The sequence below is a fragment of the Umezawaea sp. genome, from assembly GCF_057122925.1.
The window spans coordinates 1-20,461 of sequence record NZ_DBNGPQ010000147.1; the positions used below are offsets into that span (position 1 = coordinate 1).

Consider the following 20,461-nt stretch of genomic DNA (forward strand, 5'->3'; position numbering starts at 1 on the left):
GGGCTCGAGGCCGACCTCGGCCAGCAGCCCGGCGACGTGCTCGGCCGCCTCGCGCTCGCCCTTGCCACGGCCCGTGCCGTCGTTGACGCTCTCGAACCGGATCAGGTCGCGGCACAGCTCGACGACCTCCTCCTGCGGGTCCACCTGGGTCATGCCGCGCTCCCGTCGTCGATCCGGACGCCCGACCGTAGTCCGCCGAGGAGTTCGCTACAGTCGTCGGCGTCCGGTGCACGTCACCGGGCGCACTCAGTCCGAGTGGCGGAATGGCAGACGCGCAGCGTTGAGGTCGCTGTGTCCGAAAGGACGTGGGGGTTCAACTCCCCCCTCGCCCATCCTTACCCAGAAGGCCCTTGACCGCAGAGTACGCGGTCAAGGGCCTTCTGGCATTCGTCCTCGTGATGGCCTTGCCCGGTCGCCACCAGCGATCTTGGGCCAGGTCCGCGGGGTGATCACCTCCGCGCGGGGGCCTCCCGCGCACCCGTGGTCGGGCCCGACGGTGATTGGTCTGCACTGGTTGGGCCATTCGCGCCGGTGTACCCCCCGGTGGCGGTCCGGAGTTCCTCGATCGTCCCGTCCGCACCCGATTCGGTTCCGGCATGCGTGATCTCAGTCACCCGGTCGAGTGACGGACGACATAGTCGGACGTTCGCGGTCGGCGGAGGACGACGGAAAACCGAAGCCGGTCGCGCTCCCCTAGCCGGTACCGCGTCCCGGAGGTGCACTCGTCCGGCTCGCGACCGCGGGGGTGAACGCCCTGGGCCGAAAAGCCGTCGGCGGCGACCGGGCTGCCCGCGTTCCCGCAGGTTCCGGCGTCGGCGGCACCGGTGACCGGCGCTCCGGGCGAGCCGGTCCCGGTCACCTGACCAGCGCTTCTCACGTCGTCCGGTCGATTTGGCGCGCTGAACGGTCGACAAGCGGTTCGACGGTCGGCCCGCGGACCGTTGACGAGCGGGTTACCGGAGGCGATCCACGCCTACTGTCAGCACGGGTTTCGGCACAACCGCCCACGTCGGCATCACCCGGACGGCAGCATGGTCGGGCCGAACTCCCCAGGAGGGCTATCTACCGGTCACCGACCGCTCGACGCCGCCGATCGCAGGGCCCCGTTCGACCCGCAGGCACGGCCGGTTCCTCCTGGTACCCATTATCCAGAGCACGAGTCGAAACACGGCGGACTTCCCGACCGTGATTCCCGAGGAGGCCCTGGCGTGAGCAGCACACCAGCACGGATCGCGGTTCCCGGTGACACACGGGCGCTGTCGGCCACTGCTGTTCCGGTTCCCGAACTTCCCGGCACCGCCGAGGAACTCGCCGCGTCCGCGGCCATCCGACTGGGGTGGCACGGGGTCGTGCTGCCCGAGATGGTCCTGATGGGTCGCCGCGTGGTCGTCGTGGCCGAGCTGATGGCCGACGCCCACGCCGAGCGGGTGTGCGTGGGAGCGGGCCCCGAGGCGGACCGCACCACGGTGTCCACCTGGGTGTGGCCCGAGATGGAGGGTCGCGTCCCCCCGTCGGCCGTCAAGATCGTCGGCGTCCTGGCCGTGGCCCGCCACTGGCGCACCGCGCTCGCCTCCGCCGTGCCGTTCGCCCGCTACGGCAACGCCGCGGTCGTCCTGCCGACGTCGGTCGCCTTCACCCACGACTACCTGACCAACTGCCTGCCCCGCGTCCGCCGCTACGGCGTCTCGGTGCTGATGGCGGACACCGAGTCGAACGTCACGACCGACGTCGCGGGTCGCAACGAGCACGTGCCGGTCGAGGACACCGCGACCACCCGCTGGGTCAACGAGCTCGTCTACGAGCAGGTGCTGGCGACCGCTTCCTGACCTACGGTCGAGGCATGCGAGTAGTGATTGCCGGCGGCCACGGGAAGATCGCGTTGGAGTTGGAGCGGCTCATCGCCGCCAGAGGGGGTTCGGCCACCGCGCTGGTGCGCAACCCCGACCACTTCTCGGACGTGTGGACGGCCGGTGCGGTACCTGTTCACTGCGATCTGGAAGCAGCCGACGTCGCTGCCGTGACCGAATACCTGACCGGCGCCGACGCCGCGGTGTTCGCCGCAGGCGCGGGACCCGGAAGCGGGCCGGACCGCAAGGGGAGCGTCGACCGCGACGCGGCCGCGCTGTTCGCCGCAGCCGCCGAGCAGGCGGGTGTGCGGCGCTTCGTGCAGATCAGTTCGATGGGCATCGACAAGGCGGACGACCCGTCGGTGTCGCCCGAGTTCGCCGTGTACCTGAAGGCGAAGGGCGCCGCCGAGGAGGACTTGCGGGCGCGGGACCTCGACTGGACGATCCTGCGCCCCGGAGCGCTGACGGACGAGCAGGCCACCGGTCGCGTTGAACTGGCCGAGAAGGTCACCAGGGGTTCGATCCCGCGTGCTGACGTCGCCGCCGTCGTGCTGGCCCTGCTGGACAGGCCTGAGACGGTCGGGAAGACCCTTGAGGTGATCAGCGGCGACGCTCCGGTCTAGGCGCCGAGCACCCGGTCCAGGTACGGGTTCGTGAAGACGCGCTCGGGGTCGACCTCGTCCCGCACGCGGCGGAAGTCGTCGAAGTGCGGGTAGCGCTCACGCAGCGCTCCGGCCCCGAGCGTGTGCATCTTGCCCCAGTGCGGCCTGCCGCCGACCGAGGTCGCGATCCGCTCGAACGCGTCGAAGTACTCGCGGTAGGGCATCCCGAGGAACTGGTGCACGGCGATGTAGGCCGAGTCGCGGCCGGACGCGGTGGACAGCCAGATGTCGTCGCCCTGGGCGGTGCGGACCTCGACCGGCACGATCACGCCGTGGTCGAGCTTCTTCACCGCGGCCCGCAGCCCCCGGACGACCTCGTGCAGCGCTTCCCTCGGCACGGCGTACTCGGACTCGACGAACCGGACTCGCCGCGGTGACACGAAGACGCGGTGCGACCGGTCGCTGTAGACCCGCTCGGACAGCGCCGCCGCGCACAGCTTGGTCAGCGGACGAGCGGTCGGCGGCACCGCGCGGGCGAGCCGTGTGACCAGGCCGAAGACGGTGTTCTCCATGACCTCGTACTCGTAGAACCGGCGCAGCCTGGACAGCGGCCGGGCCTCGTGGTCGTCGGGCACCCGGTTGTTGCGCTTCACCAGGACGCCGTCGCCGTGCGGGAACCAGTGGAACTCGACGTGGTCCTCGACCGCGGTCAGGTCGTCGAACTCCTCCAGGATCCAGTCGAGGTGACCGGTCGTCTCGCGGGCGTGCAGCACGAACGCGGGCACGCACCTCAGGGTGAGGGTGCTGATCACGCCGAGCGCGCCGAGGCCGAGCCGGGCGGCGTTGAACAGGTCGGGGTTCTCGTTCGCCGAGCACGAGGTGACCGAGCCGTCGGCCAGCACGAGTTCGAGCGACTCGACCTGCGTGGACAGCCCGCCGAGCTTCGCACCGGTGCCGTGGGTGCCGGTCGAGATCGCGCCGGAGATCGTCTGCGCGTCGATGTCGCCGAGGTTCGCCATCGCCAGGCCGAGCCGTTCGAGACCGGCGTTCAGCTGCGCGATCGTGGTGCCCGACCGGACTTCGACCAGGCCGGATGCGGCGTCGGCTGAGATGATCCCCGTCCAGGCGTCCAGGTCGAGCGCGACACCGGGCGCCACCGCGATCTCGGAGAACGAATGCCCGCTGCCCCGTGGCCGCACGGACCTCCCGTCCGCTCGCGCGGACGTGATCGCGTGCGCGATGGCGTCGGTGCTGGCCGGGCGCTCGACCCGGTGCGGCGAGGCGGACGCGGTGCCCGCCCAGTTGGTCCACTGGGCCTTCATGCACGCCCCTCCTCGCACTGTGACGAACGATACGAACCGTAGGTGAAAGCTATTCACATTTCAAGGTTCGAGGACGTACCGTAAAGCCATGCAGAGCCGAACCCGCCTCGACACGGCGACGAAGGACTTCGATCCTCCGTTCGCGATCGTCGACCTGGACGCGTTCGACCACAACGCGGCGGACCTGGTCCGCCGAGCGGGTGGCCGGCCGATCAGGGTCGCCAGCAAGTCGGTCCGGGTCCGTGACCTGCTGCAACGCGTCCTGTCGAAGCCCGGCTACGCGGGTGTCATGTGCTACTCCCTCCCCGAGGCGCTCTGGCTGTCCGGCCACGACCTCAGCGAGGACCTGCTGGTCGCGTACCCGACCGTCGACCACGGCGCGCTCCGCGGGTTGGCCAAGGACGAGACCGCGCTCCGCCGCGTCACGCTGATGATCGACTCGCTGGACCACCTGGACCTGATCGACGCCGCGCTGGGCGCCCACCACCCGACGATCCGCATCTGCCTGGAACTGGACGTCTCCTGGCGTCCGCTGCCCGGCCTGCACGTGGGTTCGCGCAGGTCACCCGTCCACACCGCCCGCGACGCGGGCCAACTGGCCCGCCGGATCGCGAGCCGCACGGGCTTCACCCTCGTCGGCGTCATGGCCTACGAGGGCCAGATCGCCGGACTGGGCGACAACCCGCCCGGTCAACCGCTGCGCGGAGCGGTGGTGCACTGGATGCAGAAGCGCTCGGCCGCGGAGCTGATCGAACGCCGCAGCGCGGCCGTGGCGGCGGTCCGCCGGATCGCCGACCTGGAGTTCGTCAACGGCGGCGGCACCGGCAGCCTGGAGGTCACCGGCTCCGACCCGTCGGTGACCGAGCTGGCGGCGGGCTCGGGTCTGGTGGGCCCGACGCTGTTCGACGCCTACCGGAGGTTCCACCCGAAACCCGCGTTCCTGTACGCGCTGTCGGTGGTCCGCCGCCCGGCCCGCAACACCGCCACCCTCTTCGCGGGCGGCTACATCGCCTCGGGCACGGCCACCCCGGACCGCCAGCCGAGCCCGTACCTGCCGGAAGGCCTGGCGACCCTCCCCCTGGAGGGAGCGGGCGAGGTCCAGACGCCGGTGGTGGGCAAGGCCGCGGACGCGCTGCGCCTGGGTGACAGGGTGTGGATGCGTCACGCGAAAGCGGGTGAACTCGCGGAGCGCTTCACCCACGTGCACCTGCTCGCGGGCAACGACGTCGAACGCACGGTGCCCACCTACCGCGGCGAGGGCCAGAGCTTCGGCTAACACCCTGACCTGCAACAAGTGTTCCAGAACACCACGGTCGAGACCGGAGGGGCCTAGCCCTAGTGGTCGCGGACCCCACGACCCACTAGGGATAGGCGTCAGCTCGCCAGCTGTGGACAACCCCTGTGGACAGCCTGTGGACAACTGCTGTGAACAACCCCTCATCCGGCACGCCGTCCACGCCGGTTCCCACCCTGCGTGACCACGCCCGGACGCCGCACCGGTCGGGTGCTCCGACCGGTGCGGCGTCCGGGTCCCGCCTACTTCGGCAACCGGGTGGACAGGTAGCCGCGGATCAGCGACTTGGCCTCGTCCAGCACCCGCTGCTCCCCGTTCGGGTCGATCCGGAACGCCAGGTCCAACACACCGTCCGCGGCCTGGACGGCGACGGCGATCGGCAGTTGGAGCTCGTCCAGCGGGATGCCGAACTTGGCGGCGATCAGCTCCACCATCCGGTCGGAGATGACGGCGTTGTTGTCCCGCTTGTCGTCCAGCAGCCGCATGTCCACGGCGTCGCCGAAGCGCACCTTGCTGAACGCCGGAACGTCGCGGTGCATCCCGACGTAGGCGTCGAAGATCGTGTCCACGGCGTCCCACCAGTGTTCGAGCGGTGTCTTCGCGAACCGGGCGGTGATGGTGTCCATGAACTTGTCGAGGTTGCGCATGGTGAGTGCTTGCACCACCGCGCGCTTGTCCGGGAAGAACTGGTAGAGAGAGCCGACGGCAACTCCCGCGCGCTCGGCGATGAGTGTTGTCGTCACCCCGTCGTAGCCGACTTCCTCGATCAGCGAGGCGCACGCTTCGAGCATCCGCTCTACGCGTTTGGCGCTCCGTTGCTGCACCGGTTGGCGGCGCAGCGGGGTGGAACTGGTCACGGCGACTCCATGCGACGACGTTGGGACTCCCATAGTGCCTGCTCGACGGGTTTCGCACTTCCCCGTGAACAGCAACACGCCTATTATCCGAATCACTTTCACGTTTTGACCAGGAAAAACCACCCGGAGGCGTTGCATGACGTTGCCTGACGAGTTCCTGTGGGGAGTGTCCACCTCCGCCTTCCAGATCGAGGGTGCGTTCACCGAAGGCGGTCGCGGTCGATCCGTCTGGGACCGATTCTCCCCCGTCGTGGACGACGACACCGCCGAGGTGGCGTGCGACCACTACCACCGGTACGCCGAGGACATCGCCCTCATGAAGGACCTCGGCGTGGGCGCCTACCGGTTCTCCGTCGCCTGGCCACGCGTGCAGCCGACCGGCAAGGGCCCCGCGAACGCCGCCGGGCTCGACTTCTACGACCGGCTGGTCGACGGGCTCGTGGAGGCCGGGATCGACCCGGTCGCGACGCTCTACCACTGGGACACGCCGCAGGTCCTGGAGGACGAGGGCGGCTGGTTGAGCCGCGGCACCGCGGAGCGGTTCGCCGAGTACGCGGCGCTCGTGGCCGATCGGCTCTCCGATCGGGTGAAACTCTGGATCCCCGTCAACGAACCCGTCGTCGTCACGCTTTCGGGCTACGCGATCGGCGAGCACGCGCCGGGGAAGTCGCTCCTGTTCGGCTCGCTGCCCGCCGCCCACCACCTGAACCTCGCGCACGGCCTGGCGGTCGGAGCGCTGCGGGCGAACGGCGCCGCCGCGGTCGGCACGGCGAACAACCACTCACCCGCGTGGCCCGAGTCGGACTCCCCGGAGGACCGGTTCGCCGCCGGGTTCTACGACACCATCCACAACTGGATGTTCGCGGACCCGCAGCTCACCGGGGCGTACCCGGAGGAGGTCGCGTCGTTCCTCCCGATCGTCGACGGCGACCTCGACAAGATCGCCGCACCGCTCGACTTCTACGGCGTGAACTACTACAACCCGACCCGGCTGCGGGCGACCGCCGAGGGCGAGCCGCTGCCGTTCGAGCGGATCGAGATCCACGAGTACCCGAAGACCTCGTTCGGCTGGCCGGTCGTGCCGGAGGGCCTGACGGAGATGCTGACCTCGCTCCGGGAGCGCTACGGCGACCGCCTGCCGCCCGTCTACATCACCGAGTCCGGGTGCAGCTACCCGGAGGACCTCGCCGACCAGGCCCGGATCGACTACCTCGACGGGCACATCAGGGCGGCCCGCGCCGCGGGCGTCCGCGGCTTCTTCGTGTGGTCGATCATGGACAACTTCGAGTGGGACTCGGGCTACTCCCAGCGCTTCGGCCTGGTGCACGTGGACTACAAGACGCAGGAACGGACACCGCGCGACTCCTACCGGTGGTACCGCGATGTCGTCTCCGGCGGCAACTGAGGCGCTCGGCGAGCCGGTGGTCCCGGTTCGCCGGAGCTGGATGACGTGGCTGTTCCTCGCGAACCTGGGGCTGTGGCTCGGCATCTACGCGCCCATCCAGGTGCTGCTCCCGCAGCAGGCCGAACTGTTCGACCGGGCCAACAAGGAACTGGTGTTCGGCCTGGTCACCGGTGCGGGCGCCATCGCGGCGCTGCTGGCGAACCCGGTCATCGGCCTGCTGTCGGACCGCACCACGTCGAGGTTCGGCCGCCGTCACCCGTGGACGCTCGCGGGAGCGCTGATCGGCGCGGCCGGACTCGTCGTGCTGGCGAGCGCGCCCAGCACCACCGTGATGACGATCGGCTGGTGCCTGGTCCAGGCGGGGCTGAACGGGATGCTGGCCAGCCTGACCTCCGTGGTGCCGGACCAGGTGCCGGTCGGGCAGCGGGCGACGGTCGGCGGACTGGTCGGGATCAGCCAGATGCTCGGCACCGTGCTCGGAGCGGTCGTCGTGACGCTGCTGGTGACCGGTCTGATGAACGGCTACCTGGCGTGCGCGGCGATCGTCGTGGTCGGTGCGCTGCTGTTCGTCGTCGTCACACCCGACGTCAGGCTGCCGAAGGCGCTGCGTCCGGGGTTCGTGCTGCACGAGATGTGGATCTCGCCGAAGGCGCACCCCGACTTCGCCTGGGCGTGGGGCTGCCACTTCATGATCAACCTCGGCAACGCGTTCGGCACGCTCTACCTGCTGTTCTTCCTGGCGGACGTGGTCCACCACCCGTCACCGGAGGACGGGCTGCTGGTCCTCATGGGCCTCTACGGCGCCGCGCTCGTCGTCGGCGCGGTGGTGTTCGGCGCGATGTCCGACCGCTCGGGCAGGCGCAAGCCGTTCGTCTTCCTGGCCGTCGCGGTGATGGCCGCCGCCGCGCTGCTGCTCGTCGTCTGGCAGACGTGGACCGCGGCGCTGATCGCCGCACCGCTGCTCGGCGTCGGGTTCGGCGTCTACATGGCCGTGGCGCTGGCGCTGCTCACGCAGGTGCTGCCCGCCGCCGCCGACCGCGCGAAGGACCTGGGCGTGGTCAACATCGCGAACGCGCTGCCGCAGGTCGTCGCCCCGCTGCTCACGACCGTCGTGCTCGCCAACCTCGGCGGCTACCGCGGGCTGTTCGCGGTGTCGGCGCTCGCCACCCTGCTCGCCGGGTTCCTGGTGAGCAGGGTCAGGTCCGTTTCCTAGTGCTGGAGGTAGTTCGTGCGGTTGGACGGCAAGACGGTGCTGGTCACAGGGGCTTCCCAGGGGATCGGCGCCGCGACCGCCGAACTCGTGGCGCGCAGGGGAGCGCGGGTGGTGCTCGTGGCCCGCGGCGCCCAAGGGCTTTCCGAGCACGCTGAACGGATCACCGCGAACGGTGGCCGTGCCGTCGTCCACGCCGCGGATCTCGCGGACGGTGCCCGGATCACCGCGCTGGCCGAGCGCGTCCTCGGCGAGTTCGGGCCGCCGGACGTCCTGGTGAACAACGCGGGCGTCGGCCGGTGGCTGTTCCTGGACGAGACCGAACCCGACGAGCTGCTGGGGATGGCCTCGGTGCCGTACCTCGCGGCGGCCCGGCTCACCAGCGCACTGCTGCCCGCCATGCGGGAGCGCGGAACCGGCCGGATCGTGAACGTGAACTCGCCGATCTCGCGGATGCCGATCCCCGGCGCGACCGGCTACACGTCGGCGCGGTTCGCGCTGCGCGGGTTGACCGCCGCGCTCCGGCTCGACCTGCGCGGCACCGGGATCGGGGTCAGCGAGGTGATCCCGAGCAAGGTCAACAGCCAGTACTGGGTCAACAACCCCGGAGCCGAGGACCGGATGCCGAGCATCTCGCGGCTGATCCCCGACGTGACGTCCGAGCAGGTCGCCGCCGCCATCGTCGCCGTGGTCGAGAAGGACCGCGCTGAAGTCGTGTTCCCCTGGCAGCTCAAGGCTTTCGAGGTCGGGTCGCGGCTGTTCCCGACGCTGACCCACTACCTGGCCTGGAGGACCGGCACCCACCGGTGACGTGAAATCGGCCCCGATGCACGCGCGGGAGGTGCGCACATCGGGGCCGAGGTGGAGTCCGCGGACCGGTGTCGGTCGGGGAGGAAGGTGCACAACACCAGTCCGCGGAAGTCTCGTTGTTCAGTTGGAGCTGGCCGGCGATCCGTTCGTCGCGGTCGGGGGGTCGCACGTCCCGGACCGCCGGCCAGTAGGCGGTGGCCCAGCCGTGTCGTGTCGGGGGAACGACACGGCCGGGGCCGCCCGTTAGTGGGCTCGAACCACCGCGCGGCGAGACCTGGTGACAGGAGGGGTCACCGGGGCTGCGCGCAGGTGGCGAGCCGGGCGCGGGGCCAAGCCGCCCGCGACCAGGTGTTCGTACGCGGCGCGCCACACCGAACAAGGAGACTTCTGCTGCCGCCAACGACTGGAGCACTCAGGGCAGTTGCCCTTCTCGTCCGGTTCGTGCGCGGCGAGCAGCGCTCGCCATCCCTCGGTCAGCCGGGGGAGTTCGGATCGAGCCACCGAGAGCAGGGACGGGGCGTCAGCCTGGCTGGCCAGCTCTGTGAGCAGGTCCAGTCGCTCCCACACCGCGTTGCGGAGGACTTGTCCAAGGATCTCGTCCATCGAAACGTCACCGTCACCTTTCCGCCTGCTCGGCGGCTTCGCGTAGCGCAGCCCTGAGCTGTACGAGTTGGTCGGCCGAGAGCACCGCGGTCTCACCGGGGGGGCCGACCAGGACCACGCGGTCCTCGTCCACCACAACGGTGAGGCAGCGCTCACGGTCGACCACGTCGTTGCAGCGGATCCGCCACCAACGACGTTGCCCAGTCGAACCGCGCCATCCGGAGCCAAGGTCGTTCGACTCCTGGACGGACAGGGTGGACGGGGAGGACACCGTGGCGACGGCAGGCTCTGCCGAGCCACCACGTGTGGTGGTCACCGCCCGCTCGATCAGGTCCACTTGGTGTTCCTCTCCGTGCTCACTCGCTTACCGGAACTTAGATTGCGATGATTCATCTCAGATCGGGACGTCAAAACGCTGGCCGGTGGAAGTTCCACGACGAGCGGTCAGTGGAGTTCGGTAGAGCCGATCAGCTCTGCCGATCGGCACTTCTCGCAGTTGGGGGAGTGCCCCTACTCTGCCGTTGACGCCCAATGGACTGTGAGGCGGCGAAATTGAACACCATCGGTTCGCAAGGTGCTCCTGTGAGTTCCGAGGTCTGGGACCAGCAGGAGATGCGGGACGCGCTCGCTCGGCGGGAGATCAGCTCGGTCTACCGACTGCTCCGCCGACATGGTGTGTCGCAGCGCCAGATCGCGGCGCTGACGGGTCAGTCGCAGTCCGAGGTCTCGGAGATCCTCAAGGGTCGTCAGGTCATGGCCTACGACGTCCTGACGCGGATCGCCATGGGCCTGGGCGTTCCGAGGGGGTACATGGGCCTCGCCTACGACGAGGCAACGGCAGTACGGGTGGCCGCAACCGCGGACTCACCCAATTCTGAGGAGGACGAGTCGGTGAAGCGTCGGAAGTTCCTCGCGCACGCCGCCGCCGTGACAGTCGGCGCGGCCGTGCTCGGCACGGACTCCGGGTCGTGGGTTTCCAACCCCACACAGACTCCGGCCCCCGGACGTATCGGCATGACCGACGTCCGACAGGTGGAAGCGGCGACGCGCGCCCTGCGAGCGCTGGACTACCAGTACGGCGGCGGCTCCTGTCGCGACGCAGTGGTGGCCCAGCTGTCGTGGGGCCAGCAGATGCTCGGCGCGAACGCGACGGACCTGGTGCGGGAGCGGCTCTTCGTGGCTCTCGCCGACCTGCACAACCTGGCCGGGTGGACGTCGTTCGACACCGGTCTCATGGACTCCGCCCGCAACCACTTCGGGCAGGCGCTCGACCTCGCGAAGCAGGGCCGCAACGAGGCGCTGGTGGCGAACATCCTCTACCGGATGGGCCGGGTGTACCTGCACCAGGACGCTCCGGACGACGCGCTCAAGGTGTTCCAGCTCGGCCAGCTGGCCGCGCAGAACTCCGGTTCCGAGCTGGCCGTCGGCATCCTCTGCGCGAACGAGGCGTGGGCCTACGCGAAGATGGGTTCGGACGACCAGGCCATCAAGCTGCTGGGTCGCGCCCGTGACGAGTTCGCCAGGGCCAACGTCGGCGAAGCGCCCGCCTGGGCCAAGTTCTTCACCGAGATCGACCTGTCGTCCATGATCGGCACGGTGCACACGGAGCTGGCCCAGACGGTGGACCCGAAGTACACGCGCACCGCGATCCCCGCGCTGTCCAAGGCCGTCAACGGCTTCGGCGAGGACATGACCCGCAACCGGTCGTTCAACCTGACCTCGCTGTCGATCAACCACCTCATCGAGGGCGACGTCGACCACGGCGCGAAGGTCGGCCGCCAGGCCGTCGACCTGTCCGAGGGCCTGAAGTCCATCCGCACCAAGGACCGCATGAAGCCCCTGCTGCGCGAGGCCGACAAGCGCCGCAACAACCCCGATGCCCGTGAGCTGGCGGACCGCCTTGCCAAGTTCACCGGCAGCGACACCGCGGCGTGAGATCGGGTTCCTGATGTCCTCGACGGTCACCCTCGACGGTCGGTTCACCAGGGAGAAGTTGGCTGACGCACTGCGGAGGCTGTGCGCCGAGCACGGGCTGGACCACCGCGGTGCGAGGCTCCTGAAGTTCACCAGCAACGCCGTCTTCGAGCTCCCCGCCGAGCGCGCGGTGGTGCGGATCGTCGGCTCGACGCGGCTGCGGCACCGCGCCGCCAAGGTCGTCAGGGTCGCCGCGTGGCTGGCCGAGCACGACGTTCCCGCGGTCCGCCTCCTGCCCGGATTCCCGTCGCCGGTGGTCGTGGGCGACCACCTCGCGACCCTCTGGCAGCACGTTCCCGGCCCCGTCCAACCAGGTCGCGCACTCGACGGTCGAGACCTCGCGCGGGTGCTGCGCAGGCTCCACGAACTGCCCGCGCCACCGTTCGAACTGCCCGAGTGGGCACCGCTCGACGACGTGCGGCGTCGACTCGCCGATGCGGAAGAACTGTCCGATCCGGACCGCTCCTTCCTGCAAGAACGGTGCGCTTCGCTCGCCGAGCGGTTGTCGGGGCTGCGACCGGTGCTCCCGCGGGGCGTTCTGCACGGCGACGCGCACCTCGGCAACCTGATCGCGAGCAGGTCCGGCCCGGTGCTGTGCGACTTCGACTCGACGTCGACCGGCCCCCGCGAGTGGGACCTGAGTTCCCTGCCGGTCGGGGTGGCGAGATTCGGCCACTCTCCCCGGTGGCAGCGGCAGCTCGTCCGGGGTTACCGCTTCGACGTCACCCGCTGGGATGGATTTCCGGTGCTCCGCGACCTGCGTGAGCTGAAACTCACCACCAGCGCGCTGCCGATCTTGCGCAGCCACCCCGGCGCCCGCTCTGAGCTGCGCCGACGCCTCACCTCGCTCCGGCGTGGCGACACCGCCGCCAGGTGGTCGCCCTACCGCTGAGGACCTGTCTGCTGGGCCACGAACCGGTAACGCCCGCCCGTCGATTTCCGACGTTGGCAGGGTAGGGCGCATTTTTGCGGCGCCCGTAGAGTGCCCGGTGCGGTTCTGATGGCGAGGTAGGTAGGTCACCGATGCGTGAGATCGTGACTCGGATGGGGATGAGGCGGTGGCGCGCGCGTCGCGCGCTCAGGTCAGCCCGTCTGCTCGACGAGGTCGTCGACACGCAGTTGCCGCTGCTCGCCGCCTTCGGCGAGGAGCGCCGCCGCCGTTCGGCCGACTACCTGGCCGAACTCGTGAAGCTCGCCCAGGACTACCGGTACTTCGCGAACGGCTGGATCGACGCCAGGGAACTCGACCGGCGCGGTCAGCTGGCCATCGAGCAGCTCGGCAGGCTGCGCGAGGACCCGACCGCGCGGCTGATCAACGACTGACCCCGGAACCGCAGCTCAGCGCGCCAGGGTTACCGCTCGGCGAGTGTGATCATCCGGTTGGCCCTCGTTCACCTGCTGTTTTCCCCCGGACGTCGAATCGGGCCGGTCAGGCGACCGGTGCGCTCGCGAGGACCACCGCGAGGCCGAACGCGACCCCCATGATCGTCAGTTCCACGGCCGCCCAGCCGAAGACCGCCGTCGGCCGGTGCCTGGCGATGTGCGGCAGCAGCCGCCACCGGATGTTGGCCCCGAGCAGCGCCAACGCCCCCGCGCACACGGCCTTGCCGATCAGCAGCAGCCCGTAGGACGTGGTGAACAGCGACCCCGGCAGCGAGACGACGGGGTTGAGGCCGAGTTCCAGCAGGCCGTTGAACAGGCCGGTCGCGGTCACCAGCACGAGGCTGATCGTGGCGAGCTTGGAGAACTTCGGCAGGGCGTCGGCCAGCAGGCCCCTGCGGTGGGCGACCAGCGCGATCAGCGCGCCGAGACCACCGGTCCACGCCGCGGCGCCGAGGACGTGCAGCTCCATCGAGATCATCGAGTAGTCGTGGAACTCCCAGTTCGACGCGTGCCCGGTCACGGGCAGGGGCAGCAGGCCGAACATGGCGATCAGGATCCGCAGCTCGGCGGGCACCGTCTCGCCCTTGCGGGCGGCGAGCGAGCCCACCCACAGGTAGGCCGTCGCGCACACCGCGCTGAACAGCAGGCCCTGGCCCGCGGCGACGCGCTGCACGTAGTCGACGACGCTGCCCATCGTGAGCGGCTGACCAGGGCGGACCTGGTAGGCCCTGATCACGATGGACAGCAGCGCGGTGAGCACCCAGACCGCGGCGGCGACCACCGCGGCGGGCCGGGCGATCCGCAGCACCGGTTCGGTGACCGTCGGCCTGGTGAAGCCGAGCAGCTTGGGCAGCAGGCTCAGGCCGACGACGACGGTCGCGGACAGGTCGAGCAGCACCCGCACCAGCGGGTGGAGGAACTGGACCACCGGTCCCGCCTCGGCGATCCCGACCACGGTCGTCGTGGTCGAGAGCGCGAGGCCGAGCAGCACGCCGGCCACTCCGCCCGCGACGAGGCCGCCGAGGACGTGGTACCTGGTGGGAGCGGCGGTCCAGTTCGTCATCACTGCTGCTGGTCCTCCTTGACGCCGCCGCGCAGCGCCAGGAACACGCCGCCGCCGAGCAGCACCACGGCGCCCACGATCCACACCCAGATGGGCACGCCACCACCGGACTCGGTGCTGGTGCTCGCCGCGGGCGTGGACGCCGGGTCGGTCGCCGCCACCTCGTCGGCCGGAGCGGGCGTTCCCGTCCCGGCCTTGGTGAGGGTGAACTTCAGCGAGTCGGCCACGGGGTGGCCGTCCGCCGAGAGGATCCGGTAGCTGACGGTGTACTCGCCCGCCGGGCCGAGCGGCCTCAGCGGGAGCGAGACGACGTTGTCCTTGACGGTCGGTTCCCCGACGCCCTCCCAGTGACCGCCGTCGGGGCTGGTCACCGAGATCGCGTTGAGGCCGGGGCCCCCGTTGACCGGCTGGTCGAACGTCAGCGAGACCGTCGCGGGTCCGGCCTCGACGGACGAGCCCGCCAGCGGGTCGCTGCTGATCAGCACGTTGTGCGCGAGTGCCGGGCCCGCGAGGCCGAGCATCGTCGCGCAGGCGACCGCGCAGGCCAGGACGAAGGAGAACCCGCGCCTCATGCCGCGGGCTTCCCCGTGCTGCGACGGGAGCGCAGGACGGCGCCCGCGCCGAAGCCGAGGCCGAGCGCGCCGACCACGAGTCCCGCGCCGCCCAGGTAGCGGGCGGTGGTGTCGGTGCCCGCGCTCGTGCCCGCGGCGCTGTCGGAGTGCTCGTCGGAGCCCGCCGCGGTGGCGGAGGCGTTGTGGGCGTCCGCGCCACCGGCCTTGGCGACCAGGTTCAGCACGGGCGCGGGCTTCGCGGGCTCGTCGGCGCCCTCGGCGGCCGGGGGAGCGTCCCAGGCGACGACCTCACCGCTGCTGTAGGTCTGCGTCGTCGGCAGGAGCAGGCGGTCGGTGTCCTCGGGCAGCGGGCCGACGGACAGGTCGAACTCGTTGAACTGGCCGGGCTCGATCTGGACGCCGGGGTCGGCGGTCCAGGTCACGGTGCTGGGGGCCTCGGTGATCTCCTTGCCGTGACTGGTGATCGGCTTGGCCAGCTTGGCCTTGACGACCTCGACCTTCCAGCCGGGCACCGGCTTGCTGCTGACCGAGGCCAGCGGGTACTCGGGGGGCAGGGTGAGCTGGAGCTTCACCGTGCCCGCGTCGGGGCGCTCGTTGGGGACCCGGAGGGTCACCTTGGTGTAGCCGCCCTTGGTCGCGGGGCCGGGGGTGGAGGCCGTGACGTGGGCGGACGCGAGCCCCGCCGTGGAGAGGGCGAGCACGCCCGCCGCGGAGAGGACGGCCGCGCCGCGGGCCACCGTGCGCACGCCAAATCGATTTGTCGACATCTTGAGGTAGCTCCTGGGGTAGACCGGAGTGTCTAGGGGACTCGGGTGACCAGGACTACGGGTGGCCCGCGACGACCGTTCACGATCCGCAGGAGGAGTTCGATGAGCTGGGCGCCCGCGGCGGGGCGGACGGCGGTGGAGCGGGGCGCGAGGCGGACCGGGCCGGGGGTGAGCGTCCTCGGCAGCAGGCGGGACACCGCGTCGACCAGGGAGACCAGCGCGGAATCGGCCCTGGCCAGCAGCAGGCCGGTGGCCAGCGCGGCGACCACGTGCGCGGTCGTCATCTGCCCGGTGTCGAACCCGAGGCCCGCGGACGGCGCCCTGTGGTGGTGGGCGAGGCCGAGCATCTCGTGCTGAGCGAGCTGGGCGACCCCGAGAGCGGCGACGATCGTCAGCGGGCTCCGGCGGCGGTCGGCCAGCGCGGTCGCCGCACCGGCGATGAGCAGCACCAACGGCAGCACGGGGGTGAACTCCGACAGGCTCCCGCCCGCGGCACCGTGAGCAGCCACGCTGAGTGACGCGGACGTCACGGCCAGCAGCAGACCGCGCGCTGCGCGGGTGGGTGCGGGCCGGGGGGTCACGTCATGAGAGTAGGAGAACAACCCGCACGGACGTAAGCCGCCGTGTTTGGGTGTTCAGGTGAACGGGTACCGGCTAACCGGAAGCAGTGTCGCAACGTTGACAGGCAACAGCTCAGGAGGCCAGGTGTGACAACGCCGCTCGAACGACCCCTACCCGGCGAGCCGTCGGCTGAACTGGCCGAACGTCCGGCTCGCACCGACAAGGTGGTGTTCGGCGTCGCCGCGGGCATCACCCTCTGCTTCGTCGTCTGGGGCGTCTTCGGTACGGATTCCCTCGCCTCGGCTTCCAAAACCTCCCTTTCCTGGATCATCGGGAACCTCGGTTGGGCGTTCGTGCTGACCGCCTCCGGGTTCGTGGTGTTCGCGCTGTGGCTGGCGTTCAGCCGCTACGGCCGGATCCCGCTCGGCAAGGACGACGAGAAGCCGGAGTTCAGGACCATCTCGTGGGTCGCGATGATGTTCAGCGCGGGCATGGGCATCGGCCTGATGTTCTACGGCGTGAACGAGCCGCTGACGCACTTCGTGAAGCCGCCGCCGGGCACCGTCGAGGGCGGTTCCGACCAGGCGGTGCAGACCGCGATGGCGACCACGATGTTCCACTGGACGCTGCACCCGTGGGCGATCTACGCGGTCGTCGGCCTCGCCATCGCCTACGGCAGCTTCCGCCGCGGTCGCAGCCAGCTGATCAGCGCCGCGTTCGCGCCGCTGCTCGGTGCGAAGCGCGCGAACGGCGCGGCGGGCAGGGCGATCGACGTGCTGGCGATCTTCGCCACGCTGTTCGGCTCGGCCGCCTCGCTCGGGCTCGGCGCGTTGCAGATCGGCAGTGGTCTCGAGGTCGCGGGGTGGGCCGGTGAGGTCGGCAACGCCGTCCTGGTCGGTGTCATCGCGGTGCTGACCGCCGCGTTCGTCGCGTCGGCCGTGTCCGGTGTGTCGAAGGGCATCCAGTGGCTGTCCAACATCAACATGGTGCTGGCCGTGGTGCTCGCCGCGTTCATCTTCGTGGTCGGCCCGACGGTGTTCATCCTCAACCTGGTGCCCACGGCGCTCGGCGACTACGTCCGCGAGATGGCCGACATGGCGGGCCGCACGGCCGCGTCCGGCGGTGACGCGATGCAGACCTGGCTGTCCGGCTGGACGATCTTCTACTGGGCCTGGTGGATCTCGTGGACGCCGTTCGTCGGCATGTTCATCGCCCGGATCAGCCGCGGTCGCACCATCCGCCAGTTCGTGGCGGGCGTGATCCTGGTGCCCAGCGGCGTCAGCGTGGTGTGGTTCGCGATCCTCGGCGGCACGGCGATCTTCACCCAGCGCTCCGGGGTCGACATCGCCGGTCAGGCGACGCCCGAGGGCCAGCTGTTCTCGCTGCTGGACAACTTCCCGCTGGCCGCCGTCTCCGGCGTCGTCGTGATGCTGCTCGTGGCCATCTTCTTCGTGTCCGGCGCGGACGCCGCGTCGATCGTGATGGGCACGCTCTCCCAGAGGGGCTCGATGAGGCCCGACAAGCGCGTCGTCGTGTTCTGGGGTGTGCTGACCGGTGCCGTGGCGGCGGTGATGCTGCTGGTCGGCGGGTCGAACGCGCTGACGGGGCTGCAGAACCTCACGATCATCGCCGCGCTGCCGTTCCTGGTGATCATGATCGGCCTGTGCGTCTCGCTGGCCAAGGACCTGCGCAGCGACCCGCTGATCAGGCGCGAGGAACGGGTGGCCGAGGTGATGGAGCGGGCCACCGCCGAACTCGGACCCGAGGAGGCCGCGCTCCGGGCCGTCGAACAGGTCACCGCGAAGCGCTGACCCGGTGCCGTCGACCTGAGCGAGGTGGCGCCCCGGACCGGGGGCGCCACCTCGCTCAGGAAACGCCCAGCCTGCGCAGCAGTTCGGTCTCCAGGGCGTCCAGGTCGGCGCTCACCGCGCGGTGGGCCGCCTTGCGCCTGGCCGTCGGCATCCGCTCGGACGCGCGCACGGCCGCGGCCAGCTTGACCAGGCGCGACTCGGTGGTGGTCACGTAGTCGGGGTCCTTCGCGCGCAGCTCGTCCAACGCCTGCGCGAAGCCCGCGATGCGCGCGTGCAGCCGCGCGCCCTTGCCGGTGTACTTGGTCAGTTCCTCGATGCCGACGCCCAGCCTGCGGGCGCGGTAGTGGTCGTACCGGTCGCTGACCGCGCTCGCCGCCTTCGCGGCGAACGGCGCGAGCACCGGGATCAGGACCGGACCGACGACCTTGGCCACACCCAGCAGGTTCTTCGCCTTGGCTGGCGTGAGCCGGGGACCGAGTGCTTTGCGTGCCATGGTTGGCGCCACCTCCTACCCGAACAGTAGAGCCGACCTGCGCCCGGAGCACAAAAGATCCACTGGACTCCGCAGGTTGCGCGCACGCCCGGTGCGGGCGCGGCATACCCTTCACCAGTGACTTCCCAGGTGCAGCTAGACGCCGGCGTGGTCACTCGTTGTCGGCGGCGGGTGCACCTAGAGAACGACCCTGCGATGCGCGACGTCGTCAGGGCGCCCGCGGACCCGGCGGGTGAGCAGCGCAAGGCCGACGCGACCGAACACCGCCGCCAGGTCGCGTCGGCGCTGGCCAAGGTGTTCGGGTCCGAGCTGATGGAGATCCCGCACGGGCCGGAGATCAGCACCGCCGACCGCGAGCGCGTGACCCTCGCCGCGATGCGGATGGGCACCCCGTACATCTGGGGCGCGGCCCTCCCGCGCGACCTCACCGGCGGCCGTCGCGGCGGCATCGACCTGCTGGTCAAGGACACCACCGGCTACGTGCCGGTGCTCGTGGTCCGGCACAAGACCAGCGACCCCGGTCAGGGCGCCCGCACGTCGCCGCTGTCGCACCCCCTGCCCAACGGCGCCCGCGTCGACCCGTCGCGCAAGGTCCGGCCGCAGCCGCGCGACCAGCTCCGGCTGGCGCACGCGCAGCGCCAGCTCCAGGCCTCCGGGTTCGCCAAGCACGGTCGGGCGGTGGCGGGCGTGATCGGCATGGACGCGGACGTCGTCGTGTGGCACGACCTGGAGGCGGCGACGTGGCCCGGTGGGCGCACGGCGCTGTCGGAGTACGACGCCAGGTTCTCCGACCGGCTCGCCGTGGCGGGTGCGGCCGACCGGGGTGACGAGCCGCTCGCGAAGCCGTCGCGGATCGTGGAGTGCAAGTCGTGCCCGTGGTGGCCGATCTGCGACGACGAGCTGAAGTCGACCCGCGACGTCAGCCTGGTCGCCCGCGGCGAGGACGCCGTGGCGCTGCGCAAGGTCGGCGTGACGACCGTGGACCAGCTCGCCGAGCTGTCGATCGGGGGCAAGCCCCTGCTCCAGCTCGTCGGGATGCCGTTCGACGACGCGGTGATCCTGGCTCGGGCTTGGCTGCGGGACCTGACGGTCGTGCGGCGGTCGAAGAGCTTCACGGTGCCGAGGGCGGACGTCGAGGTGGACGTCGACATGGAGAGCTTCGGCGACCTCGGGGCCTACATGTGGGGCTGCTGGCTGTCCGGGGAGAACGTGGACGAGGAGCCGGGGTACCGGGCCTTCGCGACGTGGGACCCGGTGCCCAGCGATGACGAGGCGCGGTCGTTCGCGGAGTTCTGGACCTGGTTGACGGCGGTTCGGTTGCGGGCTCGGGCGCGGGGGTTGAGCTTCCGGGCCTACTGCTACAACGAGCTGGCGGAGAACCGGTGGTTGTTGGGGTCCGCTGAGCGGTTCAAGGGGATGCCGGGGATCCCGCCCGTGTCGGCGGTTCGGGAGTTCATCAAGTCCGACGCCTGGGTGGACCTGTTCGGGATCGTGCGGGAGGAGTTCCTGTGCGCGCACGGGAAGGGGTTGAAGACGATCGCTCCCGTGGCCGGGTTCAGGTGGCGTGATCCCGAGGCCGGTGGGGAGAACTCCATGCGCTGGTACCGGGACGCCGTGGGGATGGACGGTCTTCCGCCCGATGACGTGCAGCGGCGGCGGTTGGTCGAGTACAACGAGGATGATGTCCGGGCTACCCATGCCCTGCGGCACTGGATGTCGTCCGAGGAGATCAACGAGTTGCCGTTTGCCGGGGACCTGTGAGGGTCGCCGGGCTCGTGGGTGGTGCGGCCGATGTGGCTCGGGACCCCTCTCGTGAGCCTTGATCGGGCCGAAGGGGCAGTCCCGAAGGCCTGCCCGATCATCAATTTCAAGGCTCACGACCCCGAG

20 protein-coding genes and 1 tRNA gene are annotated in these 20,461 nt (G+C 70.4%); 12 read left to right on the plus strand and 9 right to left on the minus strand.

The genetic code is table 11. The features are described from left to right. The first annotated feature begins 252 nt into the window (after nt 1–252). The 3 genes from AC156L_RS33410 to AC156L_RS33420 all read left to right on the plus strand — a co-directional run bounded on the left by AC156L_RS33410 (nt 253) and on the right by AC156L_RS33420 (nt 2,470). Nucleotides 253–332, plus strand: a tRNA-Leu gene (locus AC156L_RS33410). 876 nt (nt 333–1,208) lie between these two features. Beyond that, nucleotides 1,209–1,826, plus strand: a complete 618-nt coding sequence (locus tag AC156L_RS33415) for a hypothetical protein (RefSeq protein ID WP_330881086.1) — start codon at nt 1,209–1,211, stop codon at nt 1,824–1,826. A gap of 14 nt (nt 1,827–1,840) precedes the next feature. Beyond that, nucleotides 1,841–2,470, plus strand: a complete 630-nt coding sequence (locus AC156L_RS33420; protein ID WP_330881084.1) for an NAD(P)H-binding protein — start codon at nt 1,841–1,843, stop codon at nt 2,468–2,470. Here AC156L_RS33420 and AC156L_RS33425 read toward each other — a convergent pair. After that, complete coding sequence (locus AC156L_RS33425; protein ID WP_330881082.1) at nt 2,467–3,771, minus strand: D-arabinono-1,4-lactone oxidase; 1,305 nt, start codon at nt 3,769–3,771, stop codon at nt 2,467–2,469. The two genes, AC156L_RS33420 and AC156L_RS33425, sit on opposite strands and share 4 nt — an antisense overlap. An 88-nt stretch (nt 3,772–3,859) precedes the next feature. On the opposite strand from AC156L_RS33425, the gene AC156L_RS33430 reads away from it, so the two are divergent. After that, on the plus strand, nt 3,860–5,047 hold the full coding sequence (locus AC156L_RS33430) for an amino acid deaminase/aldolase (RefSeq protein WP_330881080.1): 1,188 nt from the start codon (nt 3,860–3,862) through the stop codon (nt 5,045–5,047). Nucleotides 5,048–5,307: 260 nt separating this feature from the next. Here the strand turns inward: AC156L_RS33430 and AC156L_RS33435 are convergent, their stop codons facing one another. Continuing rightward, entirely contained in the window at nt 5,308–5,955 is a 648-nt protein-coding gene (locus AC156L_RS33435; protein ID WP_414720100.1) for a TetR/AcrR family transcriptional regulator, read from the minus strand. 103 nt (nt 5,956–6,058) lie between these two features. Between AC156L_RS33435 and AC156L_RS33440 the strand changes: the two genes are divergently transcribed. The 3 genes from AC156L_RS33440 to AC156L_RS33450 are packed head-to-tail and all read left to right on the plus strand — an operon-like array spanning nt 6,059 to nt 9,347. Then, nucleotides 6,059–7,327 carry a GH1 family beta-glucosidase gene (locus AC156L_RS33440; RefSeq protein WP_330881076.1) on the plus strand — a complete coding sequence of 423 codons (1,269 nt, stop codon included), beginning with the start codon at nt 6,059–6,061 and terminating at the stop codon, nt 7,325–7,327. Then, entirely contained in the window at nt 7,305–8,540 is a 1,236-nt protein-coding gene (locus AC156L_RS33445; RefSeq protein ID WP_414720099.1) for an MFS transporter, read from the plus strand. The genes AC156L_RS33440 and AC156L_RS33445 overlap by 23 nt, the downstream gene beginning before the upstream one ends. 15 nt (nt 8,541–8,555) lie before the next feature. Then, on the plus strand, nt 8,556–9,347 hold the full coding sequence (locus tag AC156L_RS33450) for an SDR family NAD(P)-dependent oxidoreductase (protein WP_330881071.1): 792 nt from the start codon (nt 8,556–8,558) through the stop codon (nt 9,345–9,347). A 243-nt stretch (nt 9,348–9,590) separates the two neighbouring features. On the opposite strand, the gene AC156L_RS33455 is transcribed toward AC156L_RS33450, so the two are convergent. Both AC156L_RS33455 and AC156L_RS33460 read right to left on the minus strand, forming a co-directional pair. Beyond that, the gene (locus AC156L_RS33455; protein WP_106185032.1) at nt 9,591–9,950 is read right to left on the minus strand and encodes a hypothetical protein; all 360 of its coding nucleotides are present in this window, start codon (nt 9,948–9,950) and stop codon (nt 9,591–9,593) included. Nucleotides 9,951–9,963: 13 nt separating this feature from the next. Then, nucleotides 9,964–10,287 carry a hypothetical protein gene (locus AC156L_RS33460; RefSeq protein ID WP_330881069.1) on the minus strand — a complete coding sequence of 108 codons (324 nt, stop codon included), beginning with the start codon at nt 10,285–10,287 and terminating at the stop codon, nt 9,964–9,966. Nucleotides 10,288–10,481: 194 nt separating this feature from the next. Here AC156L_RS33460 and AC156L_RS33465 point away from each other — a divergent pair, with 194 nt between their 5' ends. The 3 genes from AC156L_RS33465 (at nt 10,482) to AC156L_RS33475 (ending at nt 13,247) form a co-directional block, all read left to right on the plus strand. Beyond that, a complete protein-coding gene (locus AC156L_RS33465; RefSeq protein ID WP_414720098.1) occupies nt 10,482–11,885 on the plus strand; it encodes an NsdA family TPR-like regulatory protein in 1,404 nt (467 codons plus the stop codon). A gap of 13 nt (nt 11,886–11,898) precedes the next feature. Beyond that, a complete protein-coding gene (locus AC156L_RS33470; RefSeq protein ID WP_330881067.1) occupies nt 11,899–12,816 on the plus strand; it encodes a phosphotransferase enzyme family protein in 918 nt (305 codons plus the stop codon). Nucleotides 12,817–12,947: 131 nt separating this feature from the next. Beyond that, the gene (locus AC156L_RS33475; protein WP_484407596.1) at nt 12,948–13,247 is read left to right on the plus strand and encodes a hypothetical protein; all 300 of its coding nucleotides are present in this window, start codon (nt 12,948–12,950) and stop codon (nt 13,245–13,247) included. 106 nt (nt 13,248–13,353) lie between these two features. Here AC156L_RS33475 and AC156L_RS33480 read toward each other — a convergent pair whose 3' ends face one another. The 4 genes from AC156L_RS33480 to AC156L_RS33495 are packed head-to-tail and all read right to left on the minus strand — an operon-like array spanning nt 13,354 to nt 16,290. After that, nucleotides 13,354–14,370 (minus strand): copper resistance D family protein, encoded by a 1,017-nt coding sequence (locus tag AC156L_RS33480; protein ID WP_330881063.1) that lies wholly within the window; start codon nt 14,368–14,370, stop codon nt 13,354–13,356. Then, on the minus strand, nt 14,370–14,942 hold the full coding sequence (locus AC156L_RS33485; RefSeq protein ID WP_330881061.1) for a copper resistance CopC family protein: 573 nt from the start codon (nt 14,940–14,942) through the stop codon (nt 14,370–14,372). Before AC156L_RS33485 ends, AC156L_RS33480 begins: the two co-directional genes overlap by 1 nt. Further along, nucleotides 14,939–15,688, minus strand: coding sequence for a YcnI family copper-binding membrane protein (locus tag AC156L_RS33490; protein ID WP_330881059.1), 750 nt, complete (start codon nt 15,686–15,688; stop codon nt 14,939–14,941). The genes AC156L_RS33485 and AC156L_RS33490 overlap by 4 nt, the downstream gene beginning before the upstream one ends. A gap of 53 nt (nt 15,689–15,741) precedes the next feature. Then, the gene (locus tag AC156L_RS33495) at nt 15,742–16,290 is read right to left on the minus strand and encodes a hypothetical protein (RefSeq protein ID WP_330881057.1); all 549 of its coding nucleotides are present in this window, start codon (nt 16,288–16,290) and stop codon (nt 15,742–15,744) included. Nucleotides 16,291–16,416: 126 nt separating this feature from the next. Between AC156L_RS33495 and AC156L_RS33500 the strand changes: the two genes are divergently transcribed. Continuing rightward, nucleotides 16,417–18,081, plus strand: a complete 1,665-nt coding sequence (locus tag AC156L_RS33500; RefSeq protein ID WP_330881055.1) for a BCCT family transporter — start codon at nt 16,417–16,419, stop codon at nt 18,079–18,081. A gap of 55 nt (nt 18,082–18,136) precedes the next feature. Here AC156L_RS33500 and AC156L_RS33505 read toward each other — a convergent pair whose 3' ends face one another. After that, nucleotides 18,137–18,574, minus strand: a complete 438-nt coding sequence (locus AC156L_RS33505; RefSeq protein WP_330881052.1) for a DUF6474 family protein — start codon at nt 18,572–18,574, stop codon at nt 18,137–18,139. Nucleotides 18,575–18,691: 117 nt separating this feature from the next. Between AC156L_RS33505 and AC156L_RS33510 the strand changes: the two genes are divergently transcribed. Further along, complete coding sequence (locus AC156L_RS33510) at nt 18,692–20,335, plus strand: TM0106 family RecB-like putative nuclease (RefSeq protein WP_330881051.1); 1,644 nt, start codon at nt 18,692–18,694, stop codon at nt 20,333–20,335. Nucleotides 20,336–20,461 lie beyond the last annotated feature (126 nt).